The 24,399-nt window shown below is 40.3% G+C and carries 21 protein-coding genes and 2 pseudogenes; 10 read left to right on the plus strand and 13 right to left on the minus strand.

The annotated features are described in order from the left end of the window. Positions 1-50: 50 nt before the first annotated feature. The 4 genes and pseudogenes from AAC854_RS08070 to AAC854_RS08085 all read left to right on the plus strand — a co-directional run bounded on the left by AAC854_RS08070 (position 51) and on the right by AAC854_RS08085 (position 4,237). Positions 51-1,052 carry a glycosyltransferase family 2 protein gene (locus AAC854_RS08070; RefSeq protein WP_340616634.1) on the plus strand — a complete coding sequence of 334 codons (1,002 nt, stop codon included), beginning with the start codon at positions 51-53 and terminating at the stop codon, positions 1,050-1,052. Positions 1,053-1,095: 43 nt separating this feature from the next. Beyond that, complete coding sequence (locus AAC854_RS08075; RefSeq protein WP_340616635.1) at positions 1,096-1,998, plus strand: glycosyltransferase family 2 protein; 903 nt, start codon at positions 1,096-1,098, stop codon at positions 1,996-1,998. Positions 1,999-2,174: 176 nt separating this feature from the next. After that, a pseudogene (locus AAC854_RS08080) lies at positions 2,175-3,114 on the plus strand (IS30 family transposase). Between the two features lie 235 nt (positions 3,115-3,349). Then, complete coding sequence (locus AAC854_RS08085) at positions 3,350-4,237, plus strand: GNAT family N-acetyltransferase (RefSeq protein WP_340616636.1); 888 nt, start codon at positions 3,350-3,352, stop codon at positions 4,235-4,237. Here AAC854_RS08085 and rfaC read toward each other — a convergent pair. From rfaC to rfaD, 3 genes are read right to left on the minus strand one after another with little or no spacing between them, the layout of a single operon-like run. Then, positions 4,217-5,194 carry a lipopolysaccharide heptosyltransferase RfaC gene (gene rfaC / locus AAC854_RS08090; protein ID WP_340616637.1) on the minus strand — a complete coding sequence of 326 codons (978 nt, stop codon included), beginning with the start codon at positions 5,192-5,194 and terminating at the stop codon, positions 4,217-4,219. The two genes, AAC854_RS08085 and rfaC, sit on opposite strands and share 21 nt — an antisense overlap. After that, positions 5,194-6,246 (minus strand): ADP-heptose--LPS heptosyltransferase RfaF, encoded by a 1,053-nt coding sequence (gene rfaF / locus AAC854_RS08095; protein ID WP_340616638.1) that lies wholly within the window; start codon positions 6,244-6,246, stop codon positions 5,194-5,196. The genes rfaC and rfaF overlap by 1 nt, the downstream gene beginning before the upstream one ends. Before the next feature lie 9 nt (positions 6,247-6,255). Then, positions 6,256-7,194 (minus strand): ADP-glyceromanno-heptose 6-epimerase, encoded by a 939-nt coding sequence (gene rfaD, locus AAC854_RS08100; protein ID WP_340616639.1) that lies wholly within the window; start codon positions 7,192-7,194, stop codon positions 6,256-6,258. A 237-nt stretch (positions 7,195-7,431) separates the two neighbouring features. Between rfaD and kbl the strand changes: the two genes are divergently transcribed. Both kbl and tdh read left to right on the plus strand, forming a co-directional pair. After that, positions 7,432-8,628: a glycine C-acetyltransferase gene (kbl, locus tag AAC854_RS08105; RefSeq protein ID WP_340616640.1), complete on the plus strand. Its 1,197-nt coding sequence runs from the start codon at positions 7,432-7,434 to the stop codon at positions 8,626-8,628. 9 nt (positions 8,629-8,637) lie between these two features. Next, a complete protein-coding gene (gene tdh, locus AAC854_RS08110) occupies positions 8,638-9,663 on the plus strand; it encodes an L-threonine 3-dehydrogenase (protein ID WP_340616641.1) in 1,026 nt (341 codons plus the stop codon). 24 nt (positions 9,664-9,687) lie between these two features. Here tdh and AAC854_RS08115 read toward each other — a convergent pair whose 3' ends face one another. Next, a complete protein-coding gene (locus AAC854_RS08115) occupies positions 9,688-10,776 on the minus strand; it encodes a divergent polysaccharide deacetylase family protein (RefSeq protein WP_340616642.1) in 1,089 nt (362 codons plus the stop codon). Positions 10,777-10,806: 30 nt separating this feature from the next. Further along, the gene (gene envC, locus AAC854_RS08120) at positions 10,807-12,120 is read right to left on the minus strand and encodes a murein hydrolase activator EnvC (RefSeq protein WP_340616643.1); all 1,314 of its coding nucleotides are present in this window, start codon (positions 12,118-12,120) and stop codon (positions 10,807-10,809) included. 367 nt (positions 12,121-12,487) lie between these two features. Here envC and AAC854_RS08125 point away from each other — a divergent pair, with 367 nt between their 5' ends. The 4 genes from AAC854_RS08125 (at position 12,488) to cysE (ending at position 15,331) form a co-directional block, all read left to right on the plus strand. Beyond that, positions 12,488-12,925: a rhodanese-like domain-containing protein gene (locus AAC854_RS08125; protein ID WP_340616644.1), complete on the plus strand. Its 438-nt coding sequence runs from the start codon at positions 12,488-12,490 to the stop codon at positions 12,923-12,925. Between the two features lie 74 nt (positions 12,926-12,999). After that, entirely contained in the window at positions 13,000-13,470 is a 471-nt protein-coding gene (secB, locus tag AAC854_RS08130; protein WP_273549557.1) for a protein-export chaperone SecB, read from the plus strand. Then, a complete protein-coding gene (gene gpsA, locus AAC854_RS08135) occupies positions 13,470-14,489 on the plus strand; it encodes an NAD(P)H-dependent glycerol-3-phosphate dehydrogenase (RefSeq protein ID WP_340616645.1) in 1,020 nt (339 codons plus the stop codon). The genes secB and gpsA overlap by 1 nt, the downstream gene beginning before the upstream one ends. Positions 14,490-14,509: 20 nt before the next feature. After that, the gene (cysE, locus tag AAC854_RS08140; protein ID WP_273549555.1) at positions 14,510-15,331 is read left to right on the plus strand and encodes a serine O-acetyltransferase; all 822 of its coding nucleotides are present in this window, start codon (positions 14,510-14,512) and stop codon (positions 15,329-15,331) included. A gap of 68 nt (positions 15,332-15,399) precedes the next feature. Here the strand turns inward: cysE and trmL are convergent, their stop codons facing one another. The 8 genes and pseudogenes from trmL to AAC854_RS08180 form a co-directional block, all read right to left on the minus strand. Further along, positions 15,400-15,903, minus strand: a complete 504-nt coding sequence (gene trmL, locus AAC854_RS08145; protein WP_340616646.1) for a tRNA (uridine(34)/cytosine(34)/5-carboxymethylaminomethyluridine(34)-2'-O)-methyltransferase TrmL — start codon at positions 15,901-15,903, stop codon at positions 15,400-15,402. Between the two features lie 114 nt (positions 15,904-16,017). Next, entirely contained in the window at positions 16,018-17,490 is a 1,473-nt protein-coding gene (gene wbaP / locus AAC854_RS08150) for an undecaprenyl-phosphate galactose phosphotransferase WbaP (RefSeq protein WP_340616647.1), read from the minus strand. A gap of 84 nt (positions 17,491-17,574) precedes the next feature. Then, positions 17,575-19,008, minus strand: a complete 1,434-nt coding sequence (locus AAC854_RS08155) for a phosphomannomutase (protein WP_340616648.1) — start codon at positions 19,006-19,008, stop codon at positions 17,575-17,577. Then, complete coding sequence (locus AAC854_RS08160; protein WP_340616654.1) at positions 19,001-20,443, minus strand: mannose-1-phosphate guanylyltransferase/mannose-6-phosphate isomerase; 1,443 nt, start codon at positions 20,441-20,443, stop codon at positions 19,001-19,003. The genes AAC854_RS08155 and AAC854_RS08160 overlap by 8 nt, the downstream gene beginning before the upstream one ends. A gap of 11 nt (positions 20,444-20,454) precedes the next feature. Further along, positions 20,455-21,603, minus strand: coding sequence for a glycosyltransferase family 4 protein (locus tag AAC854_RS08165; protein WP_340616649.1), 1,149 nt, complete (start codon positions 21,601-21,603; stop codon positions 20,455-20,457). 7 nt (positions 21,604-21,610) lie between these two features. Then, positions 21,611-22,657, minus strand: coding sequence for a glycosyltransferase family 4 protein (locus AAC854_RS08170; protein WP_340616650.1), 1,047 nt, complete (start codon positions 22,655-22,657; stop codon positions 21,611-21,613). Beyond that, positions 22,654-23,943, minus strand: a complete 1,290-nt coding sequence (locus AAC854_RS08175) for an O-antigen polymerase (RefSeq protein WP_340616651.1) — start codon at positions 23,941-23,943, stop codon at positions 22,654-22,656. The genes AAC854_RS08170 and AAC854_RS08175 overlap by 4 nt, the downstream gene beginning before the upstream one ends. Positions 23,944-23,959: 16 nt before the next feature. Beyond that, positions 23,960-24,289, minus strand: a pseudogene (locus tag AAC854_RS08180) (transposase); the annotation flags it as partial. Between the last annotated feature and the right edge of the window lie 110 nt (positions 24,290-24,399).

Genomic DNA, 24,399 nt, shown 5'->3' on the forward strand with positions numbered 1-24,399 from the left:
TTTCATATGATTAACTTTTATTTATTTTGAATTAAGAAAAAATTGAGACTATGAACCACCAGAAAGAACCAAAAATATCTGTGATAATGTCCGTTTTTAACGGAGAAAAATTTTTATCTGAAGCAATAGATTCAATTATAAATCAATCTCTTAATAACTATGAGTTTATCATAGTTAATGATGCTTCAACTGATACAACAGCTCAGATTCTATTAGAGTTCCAGGAAAAGGATGATAGAATACAAATAATCAATAATGTTAGTAACATGGGACTTGCTAAGTCTTTGAATATAGCGATATCTGCATCCAGAGGAGAGTTTATAGCCAGAATGGATGCTGATGACTATTCATTTCCAGATAGATTAGAAAAACAATACAATTTCATGGTTAGTCACCCGAATACTATTGTTTGTGGTACGGCCATGAGTATCTATGAAGAATCTCATCACAATAAAATTCCACCTTTAAGCCATGAAAAAATACTATCTCGTATAGTATTTGATTGCCCATTTTATCATCCTACTGTAATGATACGGAAAGATATTTTGCTGGAGTTTGGTATTACTTACCCCGAAGATTATAAAAAAGCACAAGATTATGGTTTATGGGTAAGTTTATTTTTATTATCAATAGATAAAGGTTATAGATTTATAAACTTACCTGATGTTTTATTAAAATATAGAATACACCCTGGAGAAAACAGAGTGAATTATTATAATGAACAAATGTTTTATGCAGCCACTTCTCAATTTAAACTGATGTCAGCTTTGGGCATCAAAGTAGATTTTTCTAGTATAATGAAACTTAACTGTGAAAATAAACTATCAAGTGATGAGATAGTAAGATTAGATAGGATTTTAAAATCTATAACTCAAAAAATCATGTTCTTATCGACTAATGAATATAAAAAATATGTCAATGATGTATTGGTTTCAAAGAGGTTTAAACTCTACTCTCGAGCTAAAACTAATAATATCCTAGGGATTTTGTTGAAAGTTTATGCTAGGTTTTTATATTTAACCAATAGAAAAAAAATAAAACCATTATTATAATTTTTTAAAATTATCAAAATTAATTTGATACGTTGAGGATTATATGACACCTATATTATCTATCGTTGTTACAGCTCATAATTTTGAGGAATTTATATTCAATTGTTTGATGAGTATAAAAAAATGCATTGATTCTGGCCTTGAACATAGTGTCGAAGTAATATTGGTTGATGATAAATCAGTCGATAAGACATCTGATATTATGATAGATTTTTCAAAACTGGAAAATAGCTTTAAGTATTTTAGAACTGAGTTCGGAAATATTGGAAAGGTACGAAATTTTGCGCTACATAATAGTAATGGAAAGTATATAGCGTTTATTGATGGTGATGATACTTTTCCTAAATTTCCACTTCATGAAGTAATGGACTTTCTAGTAGACAATGAAGTTGATATTTTGATCTCTAAAATTAATGACGTACATAAAGAATCTGATAACATTGTTCAATCAAGTTTCATAAGACCATTAAAGTTAACACTACATAAAGCTATAAAGGAGTTTTTAATTCATAAGAAATTTCAGGCGCATTTATGTAGTAAATTTTTCAATAAGAATTTATTTAATGAATTGAAAATCCCAGAAGTTTCTTGTTATGAGGATGCATTAATATTCCCTGATATTTTAGTGAGAAGTAAAAATATATTTATAACAAACTCTATATTTTATAACTATATAAAACGTAGCAATAGTTTATCGAATGAGATTACTTCTCAAAAAGCAGATGTTATGGCTGAAGTCATTTTACATATGAATCAAAAATTTGATGATAAATATAAAAATCTTATTGCTACTCATGCTGTTGAGCATCTTTTAAAAAATGAACATTTATTATCGAATGATAAAAAAAATTATCTCAAGGATATGCTAAAAAATATTCGAAAGATTTCATATTTTTGTGACCCCAATGTAAGGTTTAGTTTTAAGAAAAAAATATTAAAGCTGTAGCTTATTGATTTTTTATTAGGATGGAATTCTTTGTTTTTCCCCTATAAAGGGGCTTGTTTTTGTAAAGTATTATTATCTAATTAAATAAGGTGGGAGGATTCGACTAATAAGTGCAATTTTTCAGAAAGGTGGTCATTTTCTATAATAGGCATTTCTCTCGCCAAAGGAAAATCACAATGACTTATACACAACTGACCGAAACAGAAAAATACCAGATAGCTTAAAAGAAAGCCGAATTTTCACAATGTGTTATTGCTGATTCACTGAATAGACGTCCATCAACCATTAGCCGAGAATTGCAAAGAAATCGGGAATCTCATGAATATTGCCCTAAGCAAGCTCAGTTTAAAGTTTTAGCTCGCAGCTATTTTGCCAAGAAGATAGTGAAAATCACTCTTGAGTTAAAAAGCTGGATAAAGCAATTTATTTGTCAGGATTTAAGTTTTGAACAGGTGGTTGATTATTTTAAGAGAGAAAAATGGTTCTTTTTACATCACGAAACGATTTATCGACTGATTTATAAAGATAAATTTAATAATAGTGATTTATGGCAACATCTTAGGATTTCCAGTAAGCCGTATTGTAAAAGTTATGGCGACGAGACAAAATCAAAAACCGGGTCAGTATTGAAGAGCGTCTGAAAGTCGTTGATACAAAACCCGCATTGGCGACTGGGAAGGCGAAATGATCATTGGAAAAGATAAAAAAGTGTCTTGCTGACACTGGTTGAACGCAAGACACGGTTTACAATCATTATTAAACTGAAAAACAAGACATTATCAGAAGTTGCTAAAGCAATAGTAAGGACTTCATATCTGTTAAAACAAAGCGTTAAAACGCTCACTTTTAATAACGGACTACCGTATGAATCAACCATTTTAAGCGAAAGTTCATTCTCCGTCATTAAACGGCTTGTTGACGAAAGGGAAGCTAAGCTCTTATGCCAAAACTAAAGGATTTGCTAATCATGGTGTATATATAAGGGTCCTAAAAAGGCTCCTAAAAAGGCTCAAACAGAATTAACACAAATTAAATAATCGCTCTCGAAAAACGCGAGGTGGAAAAACACCGAATCAGTTATTCAAGGTAATATGTACTTGTTTACTTAAAATATAAGCGGGTTGCATTTATTGTTCGAAACTAAGTTTGATATTTATATGGTTAAATTATTTTAGTTTTCATTTGTATAATTTATAAAAATGGTATGTTTAGTAATAAAATAATAACCATAATTATTAATTTGTAATTGAACTGTGTTTCATTATATTCTTTTTATGTAAAATAGAGAATTCGACTAATTTTTTTAGTTAATTACAGATAAAACCAGAATGCCTTTATGGAGATATTTTCTATGGAAGCTGCAAAAGTGCTTCTTTCGGGATGGAAAAACGGCGATTTTGAACAGTATAAAGAAGCCTATGAGTTGTTTGGAGGATGTACATCAACACACCCCAACATCATATCTTTTCTGGATAGACATTTTGATGGAAAATTTTGCTTTTATATCAAAAAAATAGAAACTGGAATTCAAGGGGCCTGTTTTACTTTCAATAACAAAAAGTTAACTGAAAGTATGCAAACGAGATATCCACTACCCTATGATGAAATTATTTTCCCTATCGCAACAGACGTTAAGCTATTTTTACCAGTAAAATCAAAAAGATTATCTCCATTACATAAAAATAACTTTATCAATGCCAGCTATAGTCTTCGATTAAACAAACGAAAAATTTGTCTCATCAAAGATAGTTTTTCTTACAAAACACGCCGCAATCGTAGTAATGAGATCAATAAATTCAAGCGAGCTGGAGGGGAAATTCGTCCTTCAAGTGAATTCAGTGCTGAAGAATTAGTGAATATCTATATCGGCCTGTACCAAAAGCGTTGGAATTATATCCATTCAGAGGAACAAAAAAAGAATCTGGTTGAAATATACACAGAGCTTCGTGAGCATATATTCGGCAATGTTCTGCTGATCGACGGCAAACCTTGTGCTTATGATTTTGTCTTGAAGGCAGATAGCCCCAAATGGATCTCTTTTGATGCCATTAATGGTGGCTATGATTCAGAATATGCTCATCTCAGTGTTGGAAGTATCTTGATGTGGGTAAATATCCAAGAAGCAAAAGCACTGTGTCAGCAGGGTGGCAAAACCATGCGTTACTCCTTGGGTAATCCTACGTTTGAGTATAAAAGCCGTTGGTGTGAAACATTACAACTAGGAAAAGTGATTTTTTAATACTTTCCGCAAGAGCAACATCACTTCCGAAGCTGTAATACTCTGCATCGTATTATCTGCCGATTTCAGGGAATGTTGCTCTTTACCATATCCACCGATCAACCCCGGATCTGTCGGCCCAAATAATGTGATATTGGGCCGATCAAGCGCCGCTGTCAGATGGCTCAGCCCCGTATCGACGGAAACCATCGCTCGTGCGCCAGCAAGGATCTGGGCGATTTCAGCGAGTGTCAGTTTAGGCAGTACTTCAACATGAGAAAACCCTTCTGCCAACCGTAATGCCCGCTGATGCTCATGCTCTGCACCCCAGGGTAGTTTGATGCGCATACCCGTTGTCTGGAGTTCTGCGATAAGCTGTCGCCAATGATTTTCAGGCCAGTGTTTTTCATCGCGGGTAGTTGCGTGTAGGAAAACGAGGTAATGGCCTTGGTGTTCTGTTTGTTGATTCAGAAAATGGCGGGCAATGGCATAGTCACCTTGTTCCGATGGCTTTTTATAGCCCAAACTATCCGCAAACAAGCCCCGAATGCGCTCAACTGCATGTTGTTGCTTACTAACGGCATGATGATGATCGTAGAAGAAGCTGGCGATGGGTTCGCGGATGCTTTTTTTGTCGTAGCCATGCTTTGGACCATGAGCTAACCGAGTCACCAAAAAAGCGCTTTTTAACAGCCCTTGGGCATCAATAATGGCGTCATATTGGTGCTGTTGTAGTTGTTTTCGGAATAGCGTTCGCTCTTCACGAATATCTTTTCTGAACCAATTTTTCCGCCAACGGCGAATCGCGACGGGAATAACATTTTCGACTGCACTGTGCCAGGTTGGAATTTGAGCAAATCCTTCTTCCACCACCCAATCAAATTGAATGTCAGGAAAATGTTTTTTAGCATCGGTTAATGCTGGCAGAGAATGTAATACATCGCCCATTGAAGACGTTTTTACCAGTAAAACACGCATTAACGCTGACTCTCCACCTGTAGCAGTTTCTCTAATGAAGCTAAAACCCTTTCAGGTTGAATATCAATCAAACTTTGATGATAACCGCCATCGCTGTCACCTTTTCTGATTTTATGATAGCCCGTAATCAGACGGATTACTTCAGCCTTGTCTGAAAGGGGGGGCGTAAAATCAGGGCTGCTTGGGCCATATAGCGCCACCAAAGGACGATTTAAAGCGGCTGTAACGTGCATCAGACCTGAATCGTTTGTCACGATGGCATCACAAGCTGCGATGATATTGACTGCTTGCTCAAGTGACGTTTTTCCTGCCAGATTGAGGCAATCTTCGCGGGCATCATCACTTAAAAGAGTTCGAATATCTTCACCCGCTGCGTGATCTTTGGCGGAACCAAGCAGCAGAATCTGATAGCCTTTTTGGGTGATTAATTGCTGGGCAAGTGCGGCATAGTGATAATGCGGCCAGCGTTTAGCCGGACCGAATTCAGCACCCGGGCAGAAGCCAATAATAGGGCGGTGATCGGCAATATTAAAAGCTGAGGTCGATTCTGCAATATCTTCGTCATTGACGGCTAACAGCGGCCACAAGAGAGGCTGTGGAATGTCATCGGCGCTATGTATGTTTTTCCCTTCATACGCGAGAGCAACATAGCGCTGAACCATGAGAGGAAAAGCACTTTTATTCAGGACTCGGATATCATTCAGCAGCCCATAACGCATTTCACCACGCCAGCCTGTACGCAGCGGGATATTGGCGAAGAAAGGCACGAGTGCAGATTTGAATGAGTTGGGTAACACATAGGCGCGATCATATTTATTTTCACGCAATGCGATTCCGAGGCGGCGACGCTCACCCAAGGCAAGTGCACCATGACCAAGCGGCATGGCTAGTGCTTGATTCACTTCTGGCATTTTTGCCAGTAATGGGCGGCACCATGCCGGTGCCATCACATCAATTTCTGCATTCGGGTACAAAGACTTCAAAGTACGGTAGAGGCTTTGTGACATCATCATGTCACCCACCCATGATGGGCCGATCACCAGTATCTTCATAGGCGTCGATTAATTATCCTGATTGAGCCATTGCATATATTCAGCGACACCTTCGGCAACAGTTTTGAAGGGTTTGTTATAGCCAGCGGCACGAAGTTTTGTCAGATCTGCCTGAGTAAAACTCTGGTAGCGACCTTTTAATTTTTCCGGGAAATCGATGTATTCCACAACTGGAGATTTTTCTGTATGGAATTCAGTAACGGCATTAGCAACAGCCTGGAAAGATTCAGCACGACCTGTTCCGCAGTTAAAAATGCCGGATACATTGTTTTTCCAGAACCATAGATTGACTGCGGCAACATCGCCGACATAGATAAAATCGCGACGGAAATTCTCGCTACCGGCAAATAATTTCGGATTTTGCCCTTGGTGGATCTGATCATTTAAATGATAGGCGACACTGGCCATGCTGCCTTTATGCCCTTCGCGCGGCCCATAGACGTTGAAATAACGGAATCCACAAATCTGGGAGTCTGCATGAGGCAAAATATCGCGAACATATTGATCAAAAAGGAACTTGGAGTAACCATAAACATTGAGAGGTTTTTCGTATTGACGCTCTTCAATAAAATTATCACTGCGGCCACCGTAAGTTGCGGCAGAAGAGGCATACAGGAACGGGATTTGGCGCTCAAGGCAATAATGCAATATATCTTTGGAATATTGATAATTATTGTCCATCATATACTTACCATCCCATTCCGTTGTGGATGAGCATGCACCTTCATGGAAAATGGCATCAATATCACCTAAATCATCACCGGCAACGATGCTGGCAATGAAATCTTCCTTATCGATATAATCGGTGATATCCAAATCAACTAAATTGACGAACTTTGTGCCGTCTTTCAGGTTATCAACAACAAGAATATCCTTATAGCCTTCGTCATTCAGTGCCTTGACAATATTGCTGCCAATAAACCCTGCGCCACCAGTGACAATAATCATTTGGCTCACCTCTAAATAGTCAGTTGGGTATATCTTTGGAGCGTATAATAACACTTAACCCTACTAACGACAGTAGGTTAAACAGGGGAATATCCTGAAATATTGTCTCAGAACAGGCTTCAGGCCGTGATCGGCTTTACAAAGTTGATATTATCTTTCTTGGTGTGTCGTCACTGGCGGCATCTATCAGTAAAATACGCCAAGCCTTCCACTTACTTAGGTACTCAGGAGAGAAAAATGTCAGCGTCATTTTACCAGCAAATTAATGAGCAATTGGAACAAACCCGCTCTGAAGGTCTATTTAAAACTGAACGTATTATCACATCTTCCCAGGATGCCAATATTGCTGTCGCAGAAGGCAACCAAGTCATTAATTTTTGTGCCAACAACTACTTAGGTTTGGCTAATCACCCTGACCTGATCGCTGCTGCAAAAGCAGGAATGGATAGCCATGGTTTTGGTATGGCATCCGTTCGTTTTATTTGTGGTACGCAAGACTCCCATAAAGAATTAGAAAATAAGATAGCTGAATTTTTGGGTATGGAAGATGCCATTCTGTACTCTTCGTGTTTTGATGCAAACGGCGGCCTGTTTGAAACGCTGTTTGGGCCGGAAGATGCCATTATTTCTGATGCTTTGAACCACGCCTCCATCATTGATGGTATCCGTTTATGCAAAGCGAAACGTTACCGCTATGCCAATAATGACATGCAGGAATTAAGAGCGCAGTTGGAGAAAGCGAAGGCCGAAGGTGCACAAAATATTCTGATCGCAACAGATGGCGTCTTTTCAATGGACGGAGTGATTGCTGATTTGAAATCCATCTGTGATCTGGCTGATGAATTTGGTGCATTGGTCATGGTGGATGATTCACATGCGGTTGGTTTTGTTGGTAAAAATGGCCGTGGCACACATGAATATTGTGATGTCATGGGGCGTGTCGATATTATCACTGGTACGCTGGGTAAGGCTCTGGGCGGCGCGTCTGGTGGTTACACTGCTGCACGTAAAGAAGTTATTGAGTGGCTGCGTCAGCGTTCACGTCCTTATCTGTTCTCCAACTCACTGGCTCCTGCCATTGTTTCTGCATCTATCAAGGTGCTGGATATGTTGGAAAATGGAGATGACCTGCGTGAGCGTCTCTGGAGAAATGCGAATCTGTTCCGTGAGAAAATGATTGCCGCAGGTTTCACTTTAGCGGGAGCAGATCATGCGATTATCCCTGTCATGCTGGGTGATGCGAAATTAGCACAAGAATTTGCGGCTGAATTGCTGAAAGAAGGTATCTATGTGATTGGATTCTTCTATCCGGTTGTTCCTAAAGGCCAAGCGCGTATTCGAACCCAGATTTCAGCAGCCCATACTGAGAAACAAATTGAGCAAGTGGTGGCGGCGTTTATACGTATTGGTAAGCAATTGGACGTCATTGCATAAGGTATCACTATGAAAGCATTATCAAAATTAAAGTCAGAAGAAGGGATTTGGATGACGGATGTGCCCACTCCGGAGCTCGGGCACAATGATGTGATGATTAAAATCCGTAAAATGGCCATTTGTGGTACGGATGTTCACATCTATAACTGGGATGACTGGTCCCAGAAAACTATCCCCGTTCCGATGGTGGTAGGACACGAATATGTCGGTGAAGTGGTTGCGATTGGTCAGGAAGTAAAAGGATTCAAAATTGGTGATCGCGTTTCCGGTGAAGGGCACATCACTTGTGGTTATTGCCGTAACTGCCGTGGTGGCCGTACTCATTTGTGCCGTAATACCACTGGCGTTGGTGTGAACCGTGAGGGTGCTTTTGCTGAATATCTGGTCATCCCGGCATTTAACGCCTTTAAAATTCCGGACAATATTCCGGATGAGTTGGCGGCTATTTTTGATCCTTTTGGTAATGCGGTACATACGGCGCTGTCTTTTGATTTGGTCGGAGAAGATGTATTGGTATCCGGTGCTGGCCCTATCGGAATTATGGCGGCGGCGGTGTGTAAGCATGTCGGTGCCCGTCATGTCGTGATTACGGATGTGAACGAATATCGCCTTGAGTTGGCTCGGAAAATGGGCGTTACCCGTGCCGTGAATGTCAGCAAAGAAAATTTGACCGATGTGATGGCAGAGCTGGGAATGACGGAAGGTTTTGATGTTGGGCTGGAAATGTCCGGCGCACCACCTGCGTTTCGTACTTTGCTTAATACCATGAATCATGGTGGACGCATTGCACTATTGGGTATTCCACCTTCAGACATGGCGATAGATTGGAATCAGGTCATCTTTAAGGGGCTGTTTATCAAAGGCATCTACGGACGTGAGATGTTCGAAACATGGTATAAAATGGCAGCGTTGATCCAATCTGGCTTAGATCTGACTCCAATTATTACCCATCAATTCTCGATTGATGATTACCAGAAAGGCTTTGATATCATGCGGTCAGGGCAATCTGGCAAAGTTATCCTAAATTGGGATTAAAAATTTTAACTACCTAAAAAGAAGTTAAAGGTTAGAACAGGCGTCCCTTGCTCTATGGACGCCTGTGTGAACATTTCTTTGTTGTGATTTTATCTTGTCTGCTGCTTTGTTTTTCTTTGTTTGGTTTCTTTCTACTTTATCGTTTTCTGCTTTATCTAAGAGATCGGAAGTTTCTTGTTTTGGGGCATTACCCAAGAGTTTCTGAATGTGCTGATTTAAGGTATTGATGACGATATTGTTAGCTAATTCTTTTCCTATCATCTTGATATAAGCCAACTGAGTTACCGGGGCTGGCTCTGGTTCGCGAGGCTTGTACTTGCGTGCTATTTGTTGGTTGTTCTTATTTGTAGGTCTGTGGCTTAGTAACATACTGGGTGTTACCAACTCAATATCACTGGGTAATGTTGCGAGGGTTTGCTGTAAGGCGCGTACAGTTGTTGGATGCGGATGCCCAATGGCAATAGCAAAACCTTGTCTACGGGCAAGGGCAATTGCCCGGTTGAGTTGGTGTTTTGTTTCAGCTTCGGTTTGAACATTATCCAAAAAAACATTTCGGCGGATGACTGGAACAGATGTTCCTATCGCTGCTTTAGTGACTTGTGTATTCCCAATCGTGACACTATCCAGAAAGTAGAGATGGTGACGGGATAATATTTGCATCACTTTTTCCATGCCACTGAGATTGGATGTCATTGCGCTACCCATATGATTATTCATACCAACAGCATGGGGAACTTTCTGTATCGCATCCTGAATAATACGACCGATTTCTTCCTGACTCATGGCCGGATGCAGGGTGTTTTTTTCCAAAGGCTGTTTGCTTAGTGGTGCCATCGGCAGGTGGATCAACACTTCCCGCCCTTGTTGATGGGCTTTTTCTGCCATTTTCCTGCCGTGTGGAGAATTGGGTAGTATTGCGATAGAAATCGCAACGGGCATTTGTAATATCTTGTTTTCCTCGTTAACACGGTAGCCAACATCATCAATCACAATGGCTAAGCGTGCAGCGTGGGCATTCAAGGTAAACGTCAATGATATGACGAATAGCAGTATCCAAAATAACAGGGTTAGTGAACTAACATGTTTTATTAATAGATACTGCATTTTCATCATTAGTATGTTCATCCTATGTTTTTTTTTATCCTATCTGCCTAACCACGGTAATGGATTAACAGCTCGCCCTTGACGACGAATTTCAAAGTACAGTGAAGGTTGCTTTTGCCCGCCGCTGCTGCCGACCAGTGCGATTGGCTGGCCAGCCCTAACTTGCTGCCCAACTTTGACTAGTGTGCTTTGGTTGTAACCGTAAATGCTCATGTCACCTTTACCGTGTTCAATGACGACAACCAAACCATAGCCTTGTAACCAGTCTGCCAGTAATACGCGCCCATCTGAAATGGCTCTCACTTCTGTGCCTTCTGCGGCGGCGATAACAATGCCTTTCCAGCGCAGTTCACCCTGTATTGCTTCACCAAAACTATGGATGACACTGCCGCGTACAGGCCAGATTGCTTGCCCTGCAGGACGCCCAAGCCCTCCTGTCCGGGCCATAAGAGCGCGTTCATCTTCTGTCGGTTTGTAGCTGGAGCCTTTTTTCTGAGCCTGCTTTTGCTTAGCGGCAACTTGGGCACGAACACGAGCAGCCTCACGGGCCTCACGTTCAGCACGGGCTTTGGCTTCTCGTTCAGCTTTGGCAATTTTATTCCTCAAGCTGGTTTCATTTTGCTTAAGCTCCGTCAGACTCTGTTGATCTTTTTTCAATGAAGATTCGAGCACTGTTAACGTGTTTTGTCGTGCAGAACGGGCAACTTCCATTTTTTGTTTCTGTTGCTTCTGACTGTTCAGTATTACTTTTTGTTCGCTTTGCTTTTCCAGTTGTAATTTTTTTTGCTGGTTAAGTTCTTCTGTTGTTTTTTGCAGTTTGGAGATAGTTTCCTGGCGTGCCTGATTCAAGTAACTGTAATAAGCAAGAATACGTTCTTTACGTTGAGTTTCTTCACCATTGAGCAACAACTCTAAACCTTGGTGATTTCCTTGCCGAAATGCGGCATTCAATTGACTGGCAAGTAATTTACGTTGTTCTTTTTGTTGCGTTTGCAGCCGTTTGATATTTGTATTTAGTGATGAGAGTTCGTTTCCCAGTTTATTCAGGCGAGTCTGTGTACCGTGTAGAGAGCGGCCTACTTCTGAGATCGTGCTTTCTTGTTCTTTCAATTGATTAACGAGGTCAGTGCGTTGTTTTTGCTGTTGTTTTACACTTTTTTCTTTCTCGGCAATATCCTGCTGAATATCTTTGAGCTGATTTTTATTCTCTGAGATCTGGTTGGCGAAAGCACTTGTACTGAGGCTGAAAAAGGCGAACAACAAGGCACAGAGCGATAACCCTCTGGTTTTCTTTTGCCACTGATATTGCTTCTGCCGATTTACACGGCGCTTTAGGTCCTTATTTTCAGCCATCTTATTGAGTACCCTGCTGCTATATCTTTCTGCTATCTTTTTTTCTGCTATATAGTGCCCGATTATTTCATGAGGAATTGCCCCTGACCAGAGAACAGCCTGTTTTTTATCGTCAATATTAGTTTTAGTTAATTTAGTTCATATATTGTCGAAGATCCTGCCCCAGCTCAATGTGACATGAAAGATTTTAATGATGCATTACAATTGCGTGCTTCTCGGTGTATTTTTTAATTTTTCTCGAAACTCTCCGCAAAATCTGCACAAATGTGCATGGCGTTAGTGCTAATTGGCTGTAATTGACGCAACACACAGGTATACTCTGTTACCTTAGATATTTGTTATTAACTAACGGGAGTTGTTGCCCTCCATGCTGCAAGAAATCATGCAATTTATTAGCCGGAACACGATCCTGAGTCTTGTTTGGATTGCATTGCTGGTGGCTGTCATCGTCATGACGGCAAAAAGCGTGTTCTCCAAGAGTAAAGAGATCACCCGTGCGCAAGCTATTCATTTTATCAATAAGGAAGATGCAATCGTCGTGGATTTACGCTCCCGTGACGATTTCCGCAGAGGGCATATTATTGGTTCCGTTAACCTGACGCCATCTGAGATTAAAGATAATAATCTGGGTGAGTTGGATAAACATAAAAAACAGCCTGTCATTGTTGTTTCAGCAAATGGATTGGAATCCAGAACTCCGGCGGAGAACTTGAGTCGCTCCGGTTTTGAGCAGGTCTATTCCCTGAAAGAGGGGATCGCTGGGTGGGCGGGTGAAAATCTGCCATTGGCCCGAGGCAAGAGATAACGGGCTTAGATGCAAGCAGAATGCTTGCATTATCGAAGGTTTAATAAGGACGTCTGAAAAAGGTAAATATTATTATGTCAGAACAAAACAACACAGAAATGGCTTTCCAGATCCAGCGTATTTACACGAAAGATGTTTCTTTCGAAGCACCAAAAGCGCCTCAGATTTTCCAACAGGAATGGCAACCGGAAGTCAAATTGGATCTGGATACTGCTTCCAGTGAATTGGTTCAGGGAGTCTATGAAGTTGTTCTGCGTGTCACCGTTACGGCGACATTAGGAGAAGAAACCGCATTTCTGTGTGAAGTTCAGCAAGCAGGTATTTTCTCTATTGATGGTATCGAAGGAACCCAACTGGCCCATTGCTTAGGTGCATATTGCCCGAACATTCTGTTCCCATATGCTCGTGAATGCATCACTAGCTTGGTCGGGCGTGGTACTTTCCCACAACTGAACCTGGCTCCAGTTAACTTTGATGCTTTGTTCATGAACTACCTGCAACAGCAGGCTGAATCTCAGCCTAATGAGGCTGAACAGGAAGCCTAATGAATACTGCTTCTATGACAGTGATCGGTGCCGGTTCATACGGCACCGCTTTAGCCATTACTTTGGCTCGTAATGGGCATGAGGTTGTGCTTTGGGGACATAATCCTGAGCACGTTCATGCCTTGCAACAAGTGCGTTGTAATCAGGCATTTTTGCCGGATGTTTCTTTCCCTGATAGCTTACTGCTTGAAGCTGATCTGAAAAGCGCGGTGTCAGCCAGCCGGAACATCCTGATAGTGGTTCCCAGCCACGTTTTCGGCGATGTATTACAGCAGATAAAACCACATTTGCAACATGATAGTCGTATTGTTTGGGCAACCAAGGGTCTTGAAGCTGAAACAGGGCGCTTATTACAAGATGTGGCTCGTGAGATATTAGGCAATGAAATCCCCTTGGCAGTCGTCTCTGGCCCGACATTCGCAAAAGAACTGGCGGCAGGTTTACCAACCGCGATTGCAGTCTCTGCTACAACCCCTGAATTTGGTGAAGAACTCCAGCAGTTTTTCCATTGTGGCAAAAGCTTCCGGGTATACAAAAACCCTGATTTCATTGGAGTTCAACTCGGGGGGGCAATAAAAAATGTTATTGCAATTGGCGCAGGTATCTCTGATGGTATGGGATTCGGGGCGAATGCCCGCACGGCGTTGATTACCCGCGGATTGGCGGAGATGAGTCGTCTCGGTGTGGCATTGGGTGCCGATCCATCTACATTCATGGGAATGGCTGGATTAGGTGACTTAGTTCTGACCTGTACTGACAACCAATCTCGTAACCGTCGTTTTGGCATGATGCTGGGGCAGGGGATCAATGTTGATGATGCTCAACACGAGATTGGGCAAGTGGTTGAAGGATATCGTAATACCAAAGAAGTTCGTGCACTGGCGGAAAGAGTAGGGGTTGAAATGCCTATTACAGAGCAGATTTACCAGATACTGTACTGCAATAAAAATGTGATTGAAGCTGCTCAGGCATTATTGGGGAGAGCTACAAGAGATGAGGGAGAAAGCTCTCATTCTTAAGTGAGATAGGAACGACTGATATGTCGCGAGAAGAACTGATCGAAGTCTGGAAAAATATAAAAAATGAGGCAAAAGCGCTGGCAGACTGTGAACCTATGTTAGCCAGTTTTTTTCACGCGACACTACTCAAGCATGAAAATCTTGGTAGTGCCCTGAGCTACATGCTGGCAAATAAGTTGGCAACTCCGATTATGCCTCCCATTGAAGTCAGAGAAGTCGTTGAAAGTGCATATCGCAGTGACCCCAAAATGATCGAATCGGCAGCAAGTGATATCAAAGCTGTCCGGTTACGTGACCCAGCGGTAGACAAATACTCCACTCCATTACTCTACCTTAAGGGCTTTCATGCACTACAGGCCTACCGTATTGCACATTGGTTGTGGAAACAAGATCGCAACGCATTGGCAATCTACCTGCAAAACCAGATCTCAGTTTCATTTGGTGTAGACATCCATCCTGCCGCGAAAATTGGCTGTGGCATCATGCTTGACCATGCAACTGGCATTGTGATTGGTGAGACGGCGGTTGTTGAAAATGATGTATCCATTCTGCAATCGGTAACCCTTGGTGGTACGGGCAAAGCGGGAGGAGATCGTCATCCGAAAGTACGTGAAGGGGTGATGATTGGCGCGGGTTCCAAAATCCTCGGAAATATCGAGATTGGTCGCGGCGCAAAAATCGGGGCAGGATCTGTTGTATTAAGACCAGTTCCACCTCATACCACAGTGGCTGGCGTACCGGCACGGATTGTCGGGAAACCGGAAAGTGATAAGCCATCACTGGATATGAACCAGCTCTTTAATGGCATTAATAATGGATTTGAGAACGGGGATGGGATTTAAAGTACCATTCTTTTCTTATGAGTGATAAGTAGAACATTCAGCGCGGGTTAGGCGCTGAATGTTATGTATTAATCCCGCAATAACGCACCCGGATAACCCAGTTGCCGCCATGCTTCAAACACAACCACAGCAACAGAATTGGACAGATTCATACTACGGCTATCTGATAGCATGGGTATTCTGATTTTCTGTTCTGAGGGCATGTTATCTAATACATAAGATGGTAAGCCACGAGTTTCCGGGCCAAACATCAGATAATCACCATCACAATAACTCACATTACTGTGCGCTGGAGTGCCTTTTGTCGTTAAGGCAAACAGACGTGCTACTGAAGGGGACTGTGAATTGACTGAACTGAGTCCTTCACTTTCCAGGAATGCGTTGTAATCGTGGTGTTGTTTGATATTAGCAAACTCGTGATAATCCAACCCTGCACGACGCAGGCGTTTGTCGTCCCATGTGAAACCCAATGGTTGAATGAGATGAAGTTGGCAGCCTGTGTTGGCACACAGGCGGATGATATTACCCGTGTTAGGCGGAATTTCTGGTTCGAATAGGACGATGTTTAGCATGGTTTGATTTTTTTATCATTCCAATGGCTACCGAATGAATAGGTATCATTAACTAGAATTGGATTAAAAACATAAAAAATATTATTGCAACCGAAAATATTTTTTACCTAAAGATTAATAAGCACCATCTCGTTTCAGTACTACATTGACTGTTTTAAACAAAATAGCGATATCGTTCCAGAGCGTCCAGTTTTTTACATACCAGCTATCAAGATATACACGCGTTGCATAGTCAACATCGTTACGTCCACTCACCTGCCATAACCCCGTCATACCCGGTTTAGCCATGAGATAATATGATTTATCATCTCCGTAACGTTCTAGTTCTTCTTCAACAATAGGTCTTGGACCAACAAGACTCATCTCTCCTTTTAACACATTAATGAGTTGTGGAAGTTCATCAAGACTGGTTTTACGTAGAAAATGACCAATAGGTGTGATTCTCGGATCATTCTTGAGTTTGAAGTCCTTTTTCCATTCCTCCATAGCATTTTTATCTGTTTTAAGTAGATTTTCCAGTATTTCTTTGGAGTTGATAATCATAGAACGAAACTTTAAGCACTTAAACTTGCGTCCTCCTTGTCCTATACGTTCATGGCCGTAGAAAGGAGATGCTCCATCACGAGAAACTTTCCAACCAATAAAAAAGAACAGAGGGGAAAGAAGTATCAACAAAAGTGAAGAAACGACAATATCGAAACTGCGTTTAAGAATACTTGATGATCTTTTAGCGAGTTTATTTTTCACCCTCAGCATCAATAGTTCATGACTAAAAAAGTGAGACATATCTGTGCCATAGAGTGGAACACCACGTAATGTTGGGATCACCGATACATTACGAATATTATGAGCGGAGAGATAGCGTAACCATTCGTCTTGCAACTGATTCTGCTCATATTCAAGGGCTATAAAGATCTTGTGCTGGTGGAATTTTCCAAGTAATTGTTCAGGAGTGAGATGAAAAAATGGGAGAGTTTTCTCTGGGCTAATTGCACAATTATTATCTGGTGCAACAAAACCTATAACTCCAAAACCAAGTAACCGCTCGCTGCAAATAGCCAAATAAGCATCACGAGCATTATTCCCACTACCGATGATAATTGTCGGCATATTCCAATATTTCAACTTAATTAATAATAGCTTAGTCAACCACCGACAAAATGGCAGAATAAACATAATAATCAACCAAAACATAGTCCACTGATGTCGAGAGAAATTCCATTTAGAAATAGCTACTATTGCTAAATCGGCGACAGCTAGTCCAATGAGCATCAATAAGGTTTCTTTCAGTTCATTCCAGAATGGCTTACGATAAGTATAATGTCGTAAATGGCCCCAAGACCAGAGAAGCATAATTACGGCTATAGTCAGAAAACTCCAAGCTCTGGCGATATCTGATCCGCTTTTAAAGACGAGGGAAAATGGAACATCAGTGCGATTACTTTCAATCCACCATGAAAGAACAAATGCACCTGCCATAGCCAGAAAATCGCTTGCCATCAAAGAGAAACGGTTAACAGACGCTGAATAGTTTTCATATCCGGATTGATTGCTGTTTGAGTCCCGGAGCATTTCTGTTGAAGCCATATAGTATATTTACCTATATTTACCTAAATTCAAAATGGTATTCGGCAGAGTGCCGAACTAAGTTCTCTGCCGTGTATGATATAATTATCTTTGAGTTGCGAGTGCACTTAGGCAGGTTGTGACAACCTCTTTTGCTTTACATAAAGTGTCAGCTTCAGAGTAGCAACGTAGTTCTGGTGCATTACCTGATGGGCGTAGATGGACGATAATATTGTTATCAAGGGTCATTCTTAAACCATCAGTAAGGTCGGTATGAATAATTTGACAATCATCGAATCCCAGTAAAGCCAGTAATTTTTCTGGGGCTTGAATCCCCTCATTTAAAATGGTCTGACTCAATGTTGTAGGAAACTCTTTAAGTCTGTCAGAATACGTATAACGTGGAGGAAGGGCGTTTACTAGTGAAGAGATTCCCTTATCTTTGCTTACACTTAATATCATAAGTACTGGTAAAAGCGCATCGCGGGTGGGAAGGGCTGCTAATATTCTGTCTGCTACATTAATATTACTGCCGAGCAAGAAACCGCCATTAGCTTCAAAACCAGCAATACGTTTAAATTGGTTTGAAAGTGATTTAAATTCGGCAATCACGTAGGGAGAACCAATTTTAGTTAAGGTAACATTGGAAAAATGACCACAGTTTTGTACGGCACTATTGCAGTTCACCGGGATTGCCAAAGCTTCTATCCCTAAAGCATCAGCACACAATAATCCTACTATGTCACCCCTCAACCATTCCCCATGTTCATCTGCCAGCAAAGGACGATCCCCGTCACCATCGGTTGAAAAAATACAGTCTAGGTTAAATGCATTAGACCAATTTTTGGCTTTAACTCTATCTTCTTCCGCAACAGCTTCCGTATCGATAGGAACGAATTCGTCAGTACGCTCAAGTGAAATGACTTCAGCGCCTAATGAGCTGAAGAGAAGAGGATAAAGATCACGCCCAGCACTGGAATGTTCGTAGATGCCAATACGTTTTCCTGCCAGTAAGTCATCGGAAAACAGAGAACGATAACGATTTATATAGGCTTCCGCGGCATCTGATAAAATAGTTAGTTGTGTCATCTCAGTCAGGGGTTCAAAAGTAACCTCGGCGGATAAGATAGCTTCTTCATCTGCCTTGGAAATTTCCCCATCGGGCCGATAAAATTTGAGGCCATTACGGTCAAAGGGAATATGGCTTCCAGTAATCATGATACATGGCATGCCATCTTGCATCGCCTGATAGGCAAGTGCTGGCGTAGGTACTACACCATAATAAATGGGCTCAATCCCTATCTGATGAAGGGCTGTTGCACAAGCCATTGCCATATCAGGGCTACTAGGTCGGTTATCGATAGCTAATGCAATTTGTGAAACGTCATATTGTTTCTGCATCACTGATACAAAAGCATGGATAAAAGCTGAGCATACATCTGGAGTGAAATCAATGACCAAGCCACGGGCACCACTAGTACCAAAGGTGATACCACTACCAGCAATAACTTCTCGGCTATTTAGTTTCTTATTATTCATTTTTTTCTATTTCCACTCTGCCATAACGATCATTGAGACGAACAATATCATCATTTCCAAGGTAAGTGCCTGATTGGATTTCTATTACCTCCAGTGGAACCTTACCTGGATTTTCCAATGTATGGACAACACCTACTGGTATATAGGTAGATTCATTCTCGGTAACCAAATAGGAGTTATTTCCTTGAGTTACCCGCGCTGTTCCTGCCACAACAATCCAATGTTCAGCACGGTGGTGATGCATTTGGGTAGATAAACTTTCACCTGGTCTTACGGTAATTCGCTTAACTTGATAACATTTCCCTTTATCTATGGAATCGTATTTTCCCCAGGGGCGATAAATTTCCCGATGCAAACGATGTTCTGAGCGACCAGATCGTTTCAGACTTTCGACAATCTTTTTGACATCTTGAACCTGAGTTTGATCTACAACCAGCACAGCATCTTTGGTTTGAACTACAACCAGATTTTTTACACCGACGAGACTGATAAGGCTGTTTTCAGAATAGACATAATTACCGTTGCTGTTGTACTGTAGGACATCACCTCTAAATACATTACCATTGTCGTCTTTTTCCGATATATCCCACAAAGAAGACCATGAACCGACATCAGACCAGCCAGCCGACAGAGGAACGACAACTGCATCAGTTGTTTTTTCCATCACTGCATAATCAATTGATTCACTTGGACAGGCAAGAAATGCTGACTTATCTACCCGGACAAAATCGAGATCAGGATTAACAGTTCCTACAGCAGCAACACAAGCTGAATAAATATCGGGTCGGAACGTTTTAAGTTCTTGCAGAAAGCGACTGGCGCGAAACAGAAACATGCCACTGTTCCAGTAATATTCACCACTTTGTAAATACTGTTCTGCAGTAACAGTATCTGGTTTTTCAACAAATTGTGCTACTGTAAAGGCACCCTTATATTCGGTTCCACGCTGAATATAGCCATATCCAGTTTCTGCATGGGTAGGAACTATGCCGAAAGTAACGAGTTTGCCAGCATTGGCATGGGGGATTGCTTGCCGTACCACATCAGTAAACACTTTCTCATCTCGTATCACATGATCCGCTGCCAGTACTAATAATAGAGGGTCTTCCCCATCTTCAACTGTTTGAATAGCGGTAAGCGCAGCTAAGGCAATTGCTGGAGCTGTATTACGTCCAGTTGGTTCGAGGATAATGTTGTGCCCTAGTTTGCCTAGGTGTCGTAGTTGTTCGGCGACTAAAAAACGATGTTCTTCGTTACAAATAACTAAAGGTGATTCTGTTGATAGTTCATTCAAACGTTGCACAGTTGTCTGCAACATAGTGAATTCACCATCGAGTTTAAGAAATTGTTTTGGGTATAACTCGCGGGAAAGAGGCCATAACCGACTGCCGGAACCACCAGCCATGATGACGGGAACAACTGAATTCATAAAAATATCTCAATTAATTAATAATGAATTTGCTTTTTTGCCTGAAACTCCTGCCATTTATCTTCGACAAAGGAAGCAAACTCCCGAGCAAATCTTGCTTCTGAAAAACGCTCAGCATTTTCACGGCAAAATTGAGGGTGAAACTGACTAATATTACGTTCGAAATGTTCCACTGCTGAGCAGAGTGATTCCACACCCTGTTCTTCGAAAAACAATCCCGTCGGCTTATTATTTCCTAATGGACGAACTGTTTCGATAGCACCACCTTTACCAAAAGCAATGACAGGGGTTCCACAGGCTTGCGCCTCAACAGGAGTGATACCAAAGTCTTCTTCAGCAGCAAACACAAAGGCTTTCGCCCGCTGCATATGAGATTTGAGTTCTTCAAACGGCTGGTAACCTAATAAAGTAATATTGGAATGCCCATCAGCTAGTGTAGCAATGCGTTTATATTCACTGCCATCGCCTATCACAACCAGTTTTTTGTCCGGCATTTGAGTGAAGGCTTCAACGATCAGATCCATCTTTTTATAGGGAACCATGCGTGAAGCAGTGAAATAGAAATCTTCTTTTTGTTCAACACAAGGAAAATCATCTACGGCGACTGGTGGGTAGATAACTGCTGCATCCCGACCATAAACTTTTTTGATTCGTCTGGCGATAAAATGAGAGTTGGCAATAAAATAATCAACTCCATTAGCTGTGCGGTAATCCCATAGCCGTAATTTATGTAACAGCCATTTGGCGATCCAGCCTTTGAAACCTTTATTTAACCCTGATTCTCTTAGGTACTGGTGCTGTAAATCCCATGCATAACGCATTGGGGAATGGACATAGCTAATATGTAATTGATCTGGGCCTGTTAAGACACCTTTAGCTACTGCATGGGAACTTGAAATAACTATATTGGAATTACTAACATCAAATTGCTCTACTGCTAAAGGCATTAATGGTAAATATTTTTGGTAAAATTTATTCGCTTTTGGTAATTTTTGTACAAATGAGGTGATGGCTATTTTATTTCCAAAGTGTATTCTTTGCTCATTTGTCAAAAAATCGACTAGAGAGAAAAGGGTGGCTTGAGGATATAAACGTAATATCCTCGCGGATACCTGCTCAGAACCTGCATAACTAACTAGCCATTCATGAATTAATGATATTTTCATATAATACTCAGACATTAATCAGTAAATTGTATGTTTCTCTTGCAGTTTTGTTCCATGAGAATTTTGTTGCACGAGCAATAGACATTTGCGAAAGATCTTTGGAGAGTTTGTTATTTTGAATTATTTCAATCATTGCACTAGCAATATCATTTGTATTGAAAGGGTCTACAAGAATAGCTGCAGTGCCAACTACTTCAGGTAATGAAGCAACATTACTTGTTATAACAGGCAATCCACACGCCATTGCTTCTAATGGGGGTAAACCAAATCCTTCATAAAGAGGAACATAAATAAATGCAGTGGCACAGTTATATAAATTCACAAGATCTATATCATCTATATATCCTGTAAAATGAACTCGATCAGGAATATTTGATATTCCGGCATCTTTGAAAATTCTATCATTTTTTGATCCTGCGATAATAAGATGTGTGTCATTTAAGCTAGATGATATTTTTTCCCAGGCTGATAACAAACGATAGATATTTTTCCTTGGTTCTATTGAACTAACCGTCAAAATTAATTTACCTTCAGGTAATGAGTATTTTTCATATATATAAGATAATTTTGATTTGTCTTCAATTACCGAAAATCGTTCATCTATACCATTGTGAATAACATGTATTTTACTGCTTGGAATATTATAAAAATCTATTAATCTATTTTTGGTATATGCTGATACAGCAATGATAGAATCGCAATTTTTAACTATCTTTGGAGTAATAAATCTATATAAAGTAGAGAATGATCGGGTTGTCCATTCAGGATGTTCAATAGAAGCTAAATCATGAATTGTAACTACATGACGGCATGGTGTGTATAAGGGACCAGTGTTGGATGGTGACCATAACACATTATTTTTTGACATGAAGGTAGATAAATTGAGTGGTAGGTATAGCTGCTCCCATAAATGCCCTTTAGCGCCCGTCATTGAAATTTGGGGATGAATACATGTGAAAATTTCTTTGTCAATTTGATCTAATATAGAGGATAGATATCGCTGAACCCCAGTTATCCTACCGCTCAGTATTCTGGTATTTATAAAAACATTCACGATGTACCTCTATTTGAATTTAATTTTTTATTTACCTTTAACTTCCAATTAACAAAATAATAAAAGATAAAAACAAAGAATAGATTTGGGATGGAATAGATTGACATGTTGTAAAAATTAACTATAAAAAGAAGAATGGTTGTAGCATAAATATAGTTAAGAGTGAAAAGTGGAATGGCCAGTGAGCTGCTTTTTTTTATAAATAAAATCATGTGAGTAGTTAAATAACCGGAAATGAAGGAAACACCTATAACTCCTGGCCAAGAGAAACTTACATAGCCCCACATATATACTGGTAATCTTAAACCACCTGAGATGATTTCGGATATGTCATCTACACCATTTAATACTTTTAAAGTGTATACCGACGGATTCCATTCATATCCAAATGGGATTAGACCACCAATAAATGTTCTTCCATAGGTAAATGAATGATCTAAAATAAATCTTGATAGAAAACTTAATTGATCTGGTACATCTGGTGAGCCTGCCATTGCTCCTTCTAAGAAACTGTCGACATTACTGTAAGCAAAACCTAATAACCACCATAGAGCTGCCCCAAATACGTAGATAAAAATATACATAAAAAATACTAAAAGAAATATAAATCGAGTTTTATAGGAAAAATAAATCAATGCTGGGATTAGGATAGAGAAACCAATCAGGCCACGTTGTAAACTTAGAGCAATACATATGAATCCAAATAGGACAACGAACAATAGCCTATAACTAAATTTTTCTTTAATTAGCAAGATAGCTAATGGTAAAAAAATAGGAATTATTGACATTCCTGTTCTGAAAAAAACAGCAACTCGTTGATATGTCTCTTGATAGTCTCCACGAAAGAACTTTGCTGCAAGTGGATCGCTTGAGAACATGGGAGTGAATCCCATCGCAATATAGCTAATTGCCACTAAAAAACACGAAAATAATAATATAAAAAATGTCCTTTTTTTTATATTATCTTTTACATTTAAATAGCTTCTTTGGATATTGTAAAAGGGGGTCAAAGGTAAATTAATAATGGGGGTTTTTTTTGCAATCAGTGCTCCTATAAGAAAAGATATTGCTCCTATTATATTAATTTTAGTATATAAAGAGTAAACTTCATATTTTGAATACGCCTCATTGTAAAAAATTAAAGGGCCGGCATATGCAATAAGTAATGAAGGAACCCCAAGATGAGCATATATATTCTTTCTATTAAACCAGATGATATATAATGACAGAGTAGGAACGCTGAGTGAAAGAATATTCAGTAAAGTTGATGAATTTACATTTAACATGTTTATATATACGTACTTAACTTGAAGATGTGGGTTTTAAAATCTGGAAGTTATCAGTCAGCCGGGTGGTCAGTTCTTTGGCTTTTTCTGGCAACGTGACATGAAAAAAATGCCGAAGGGTTTCACGGAACGTTTTTGCATCTGGAAAATAGACATTGTTACGCACCTGCTCATTCATATATTTCCATAATCGCTCTATAGGATTGAGATTAGGGCTGTAAGGTGGCAGATAATGCAACTCAATGTTGAAGATCTCAGCGATATCTTTCACCAAATCAGTACGGTGATAACCCGCGCCATCCAGGATGAGGTGAATTTTTTGCGGAGGTGGATAGGTCTCCCGAACAGGGCAAGAGCGTGAATGTTCACTTCTTGCCCAACGCCTTAAACCCTGCAACTAATACCTTATCCAAATAGTTAATATCCATGCTCGCAAACCGTTGTTTTCGGCGAATA

This window comes from Xenorhabdus entomophaga, assembly GCF_037996725.1.
Classification (GTDB): Bacteria; Pseudomonadota; Gammaproteobacteria; order Enterobacterales; family Enterobacteriaceae; genus Xenorhabdus; species Xenorhabdus khoisanae.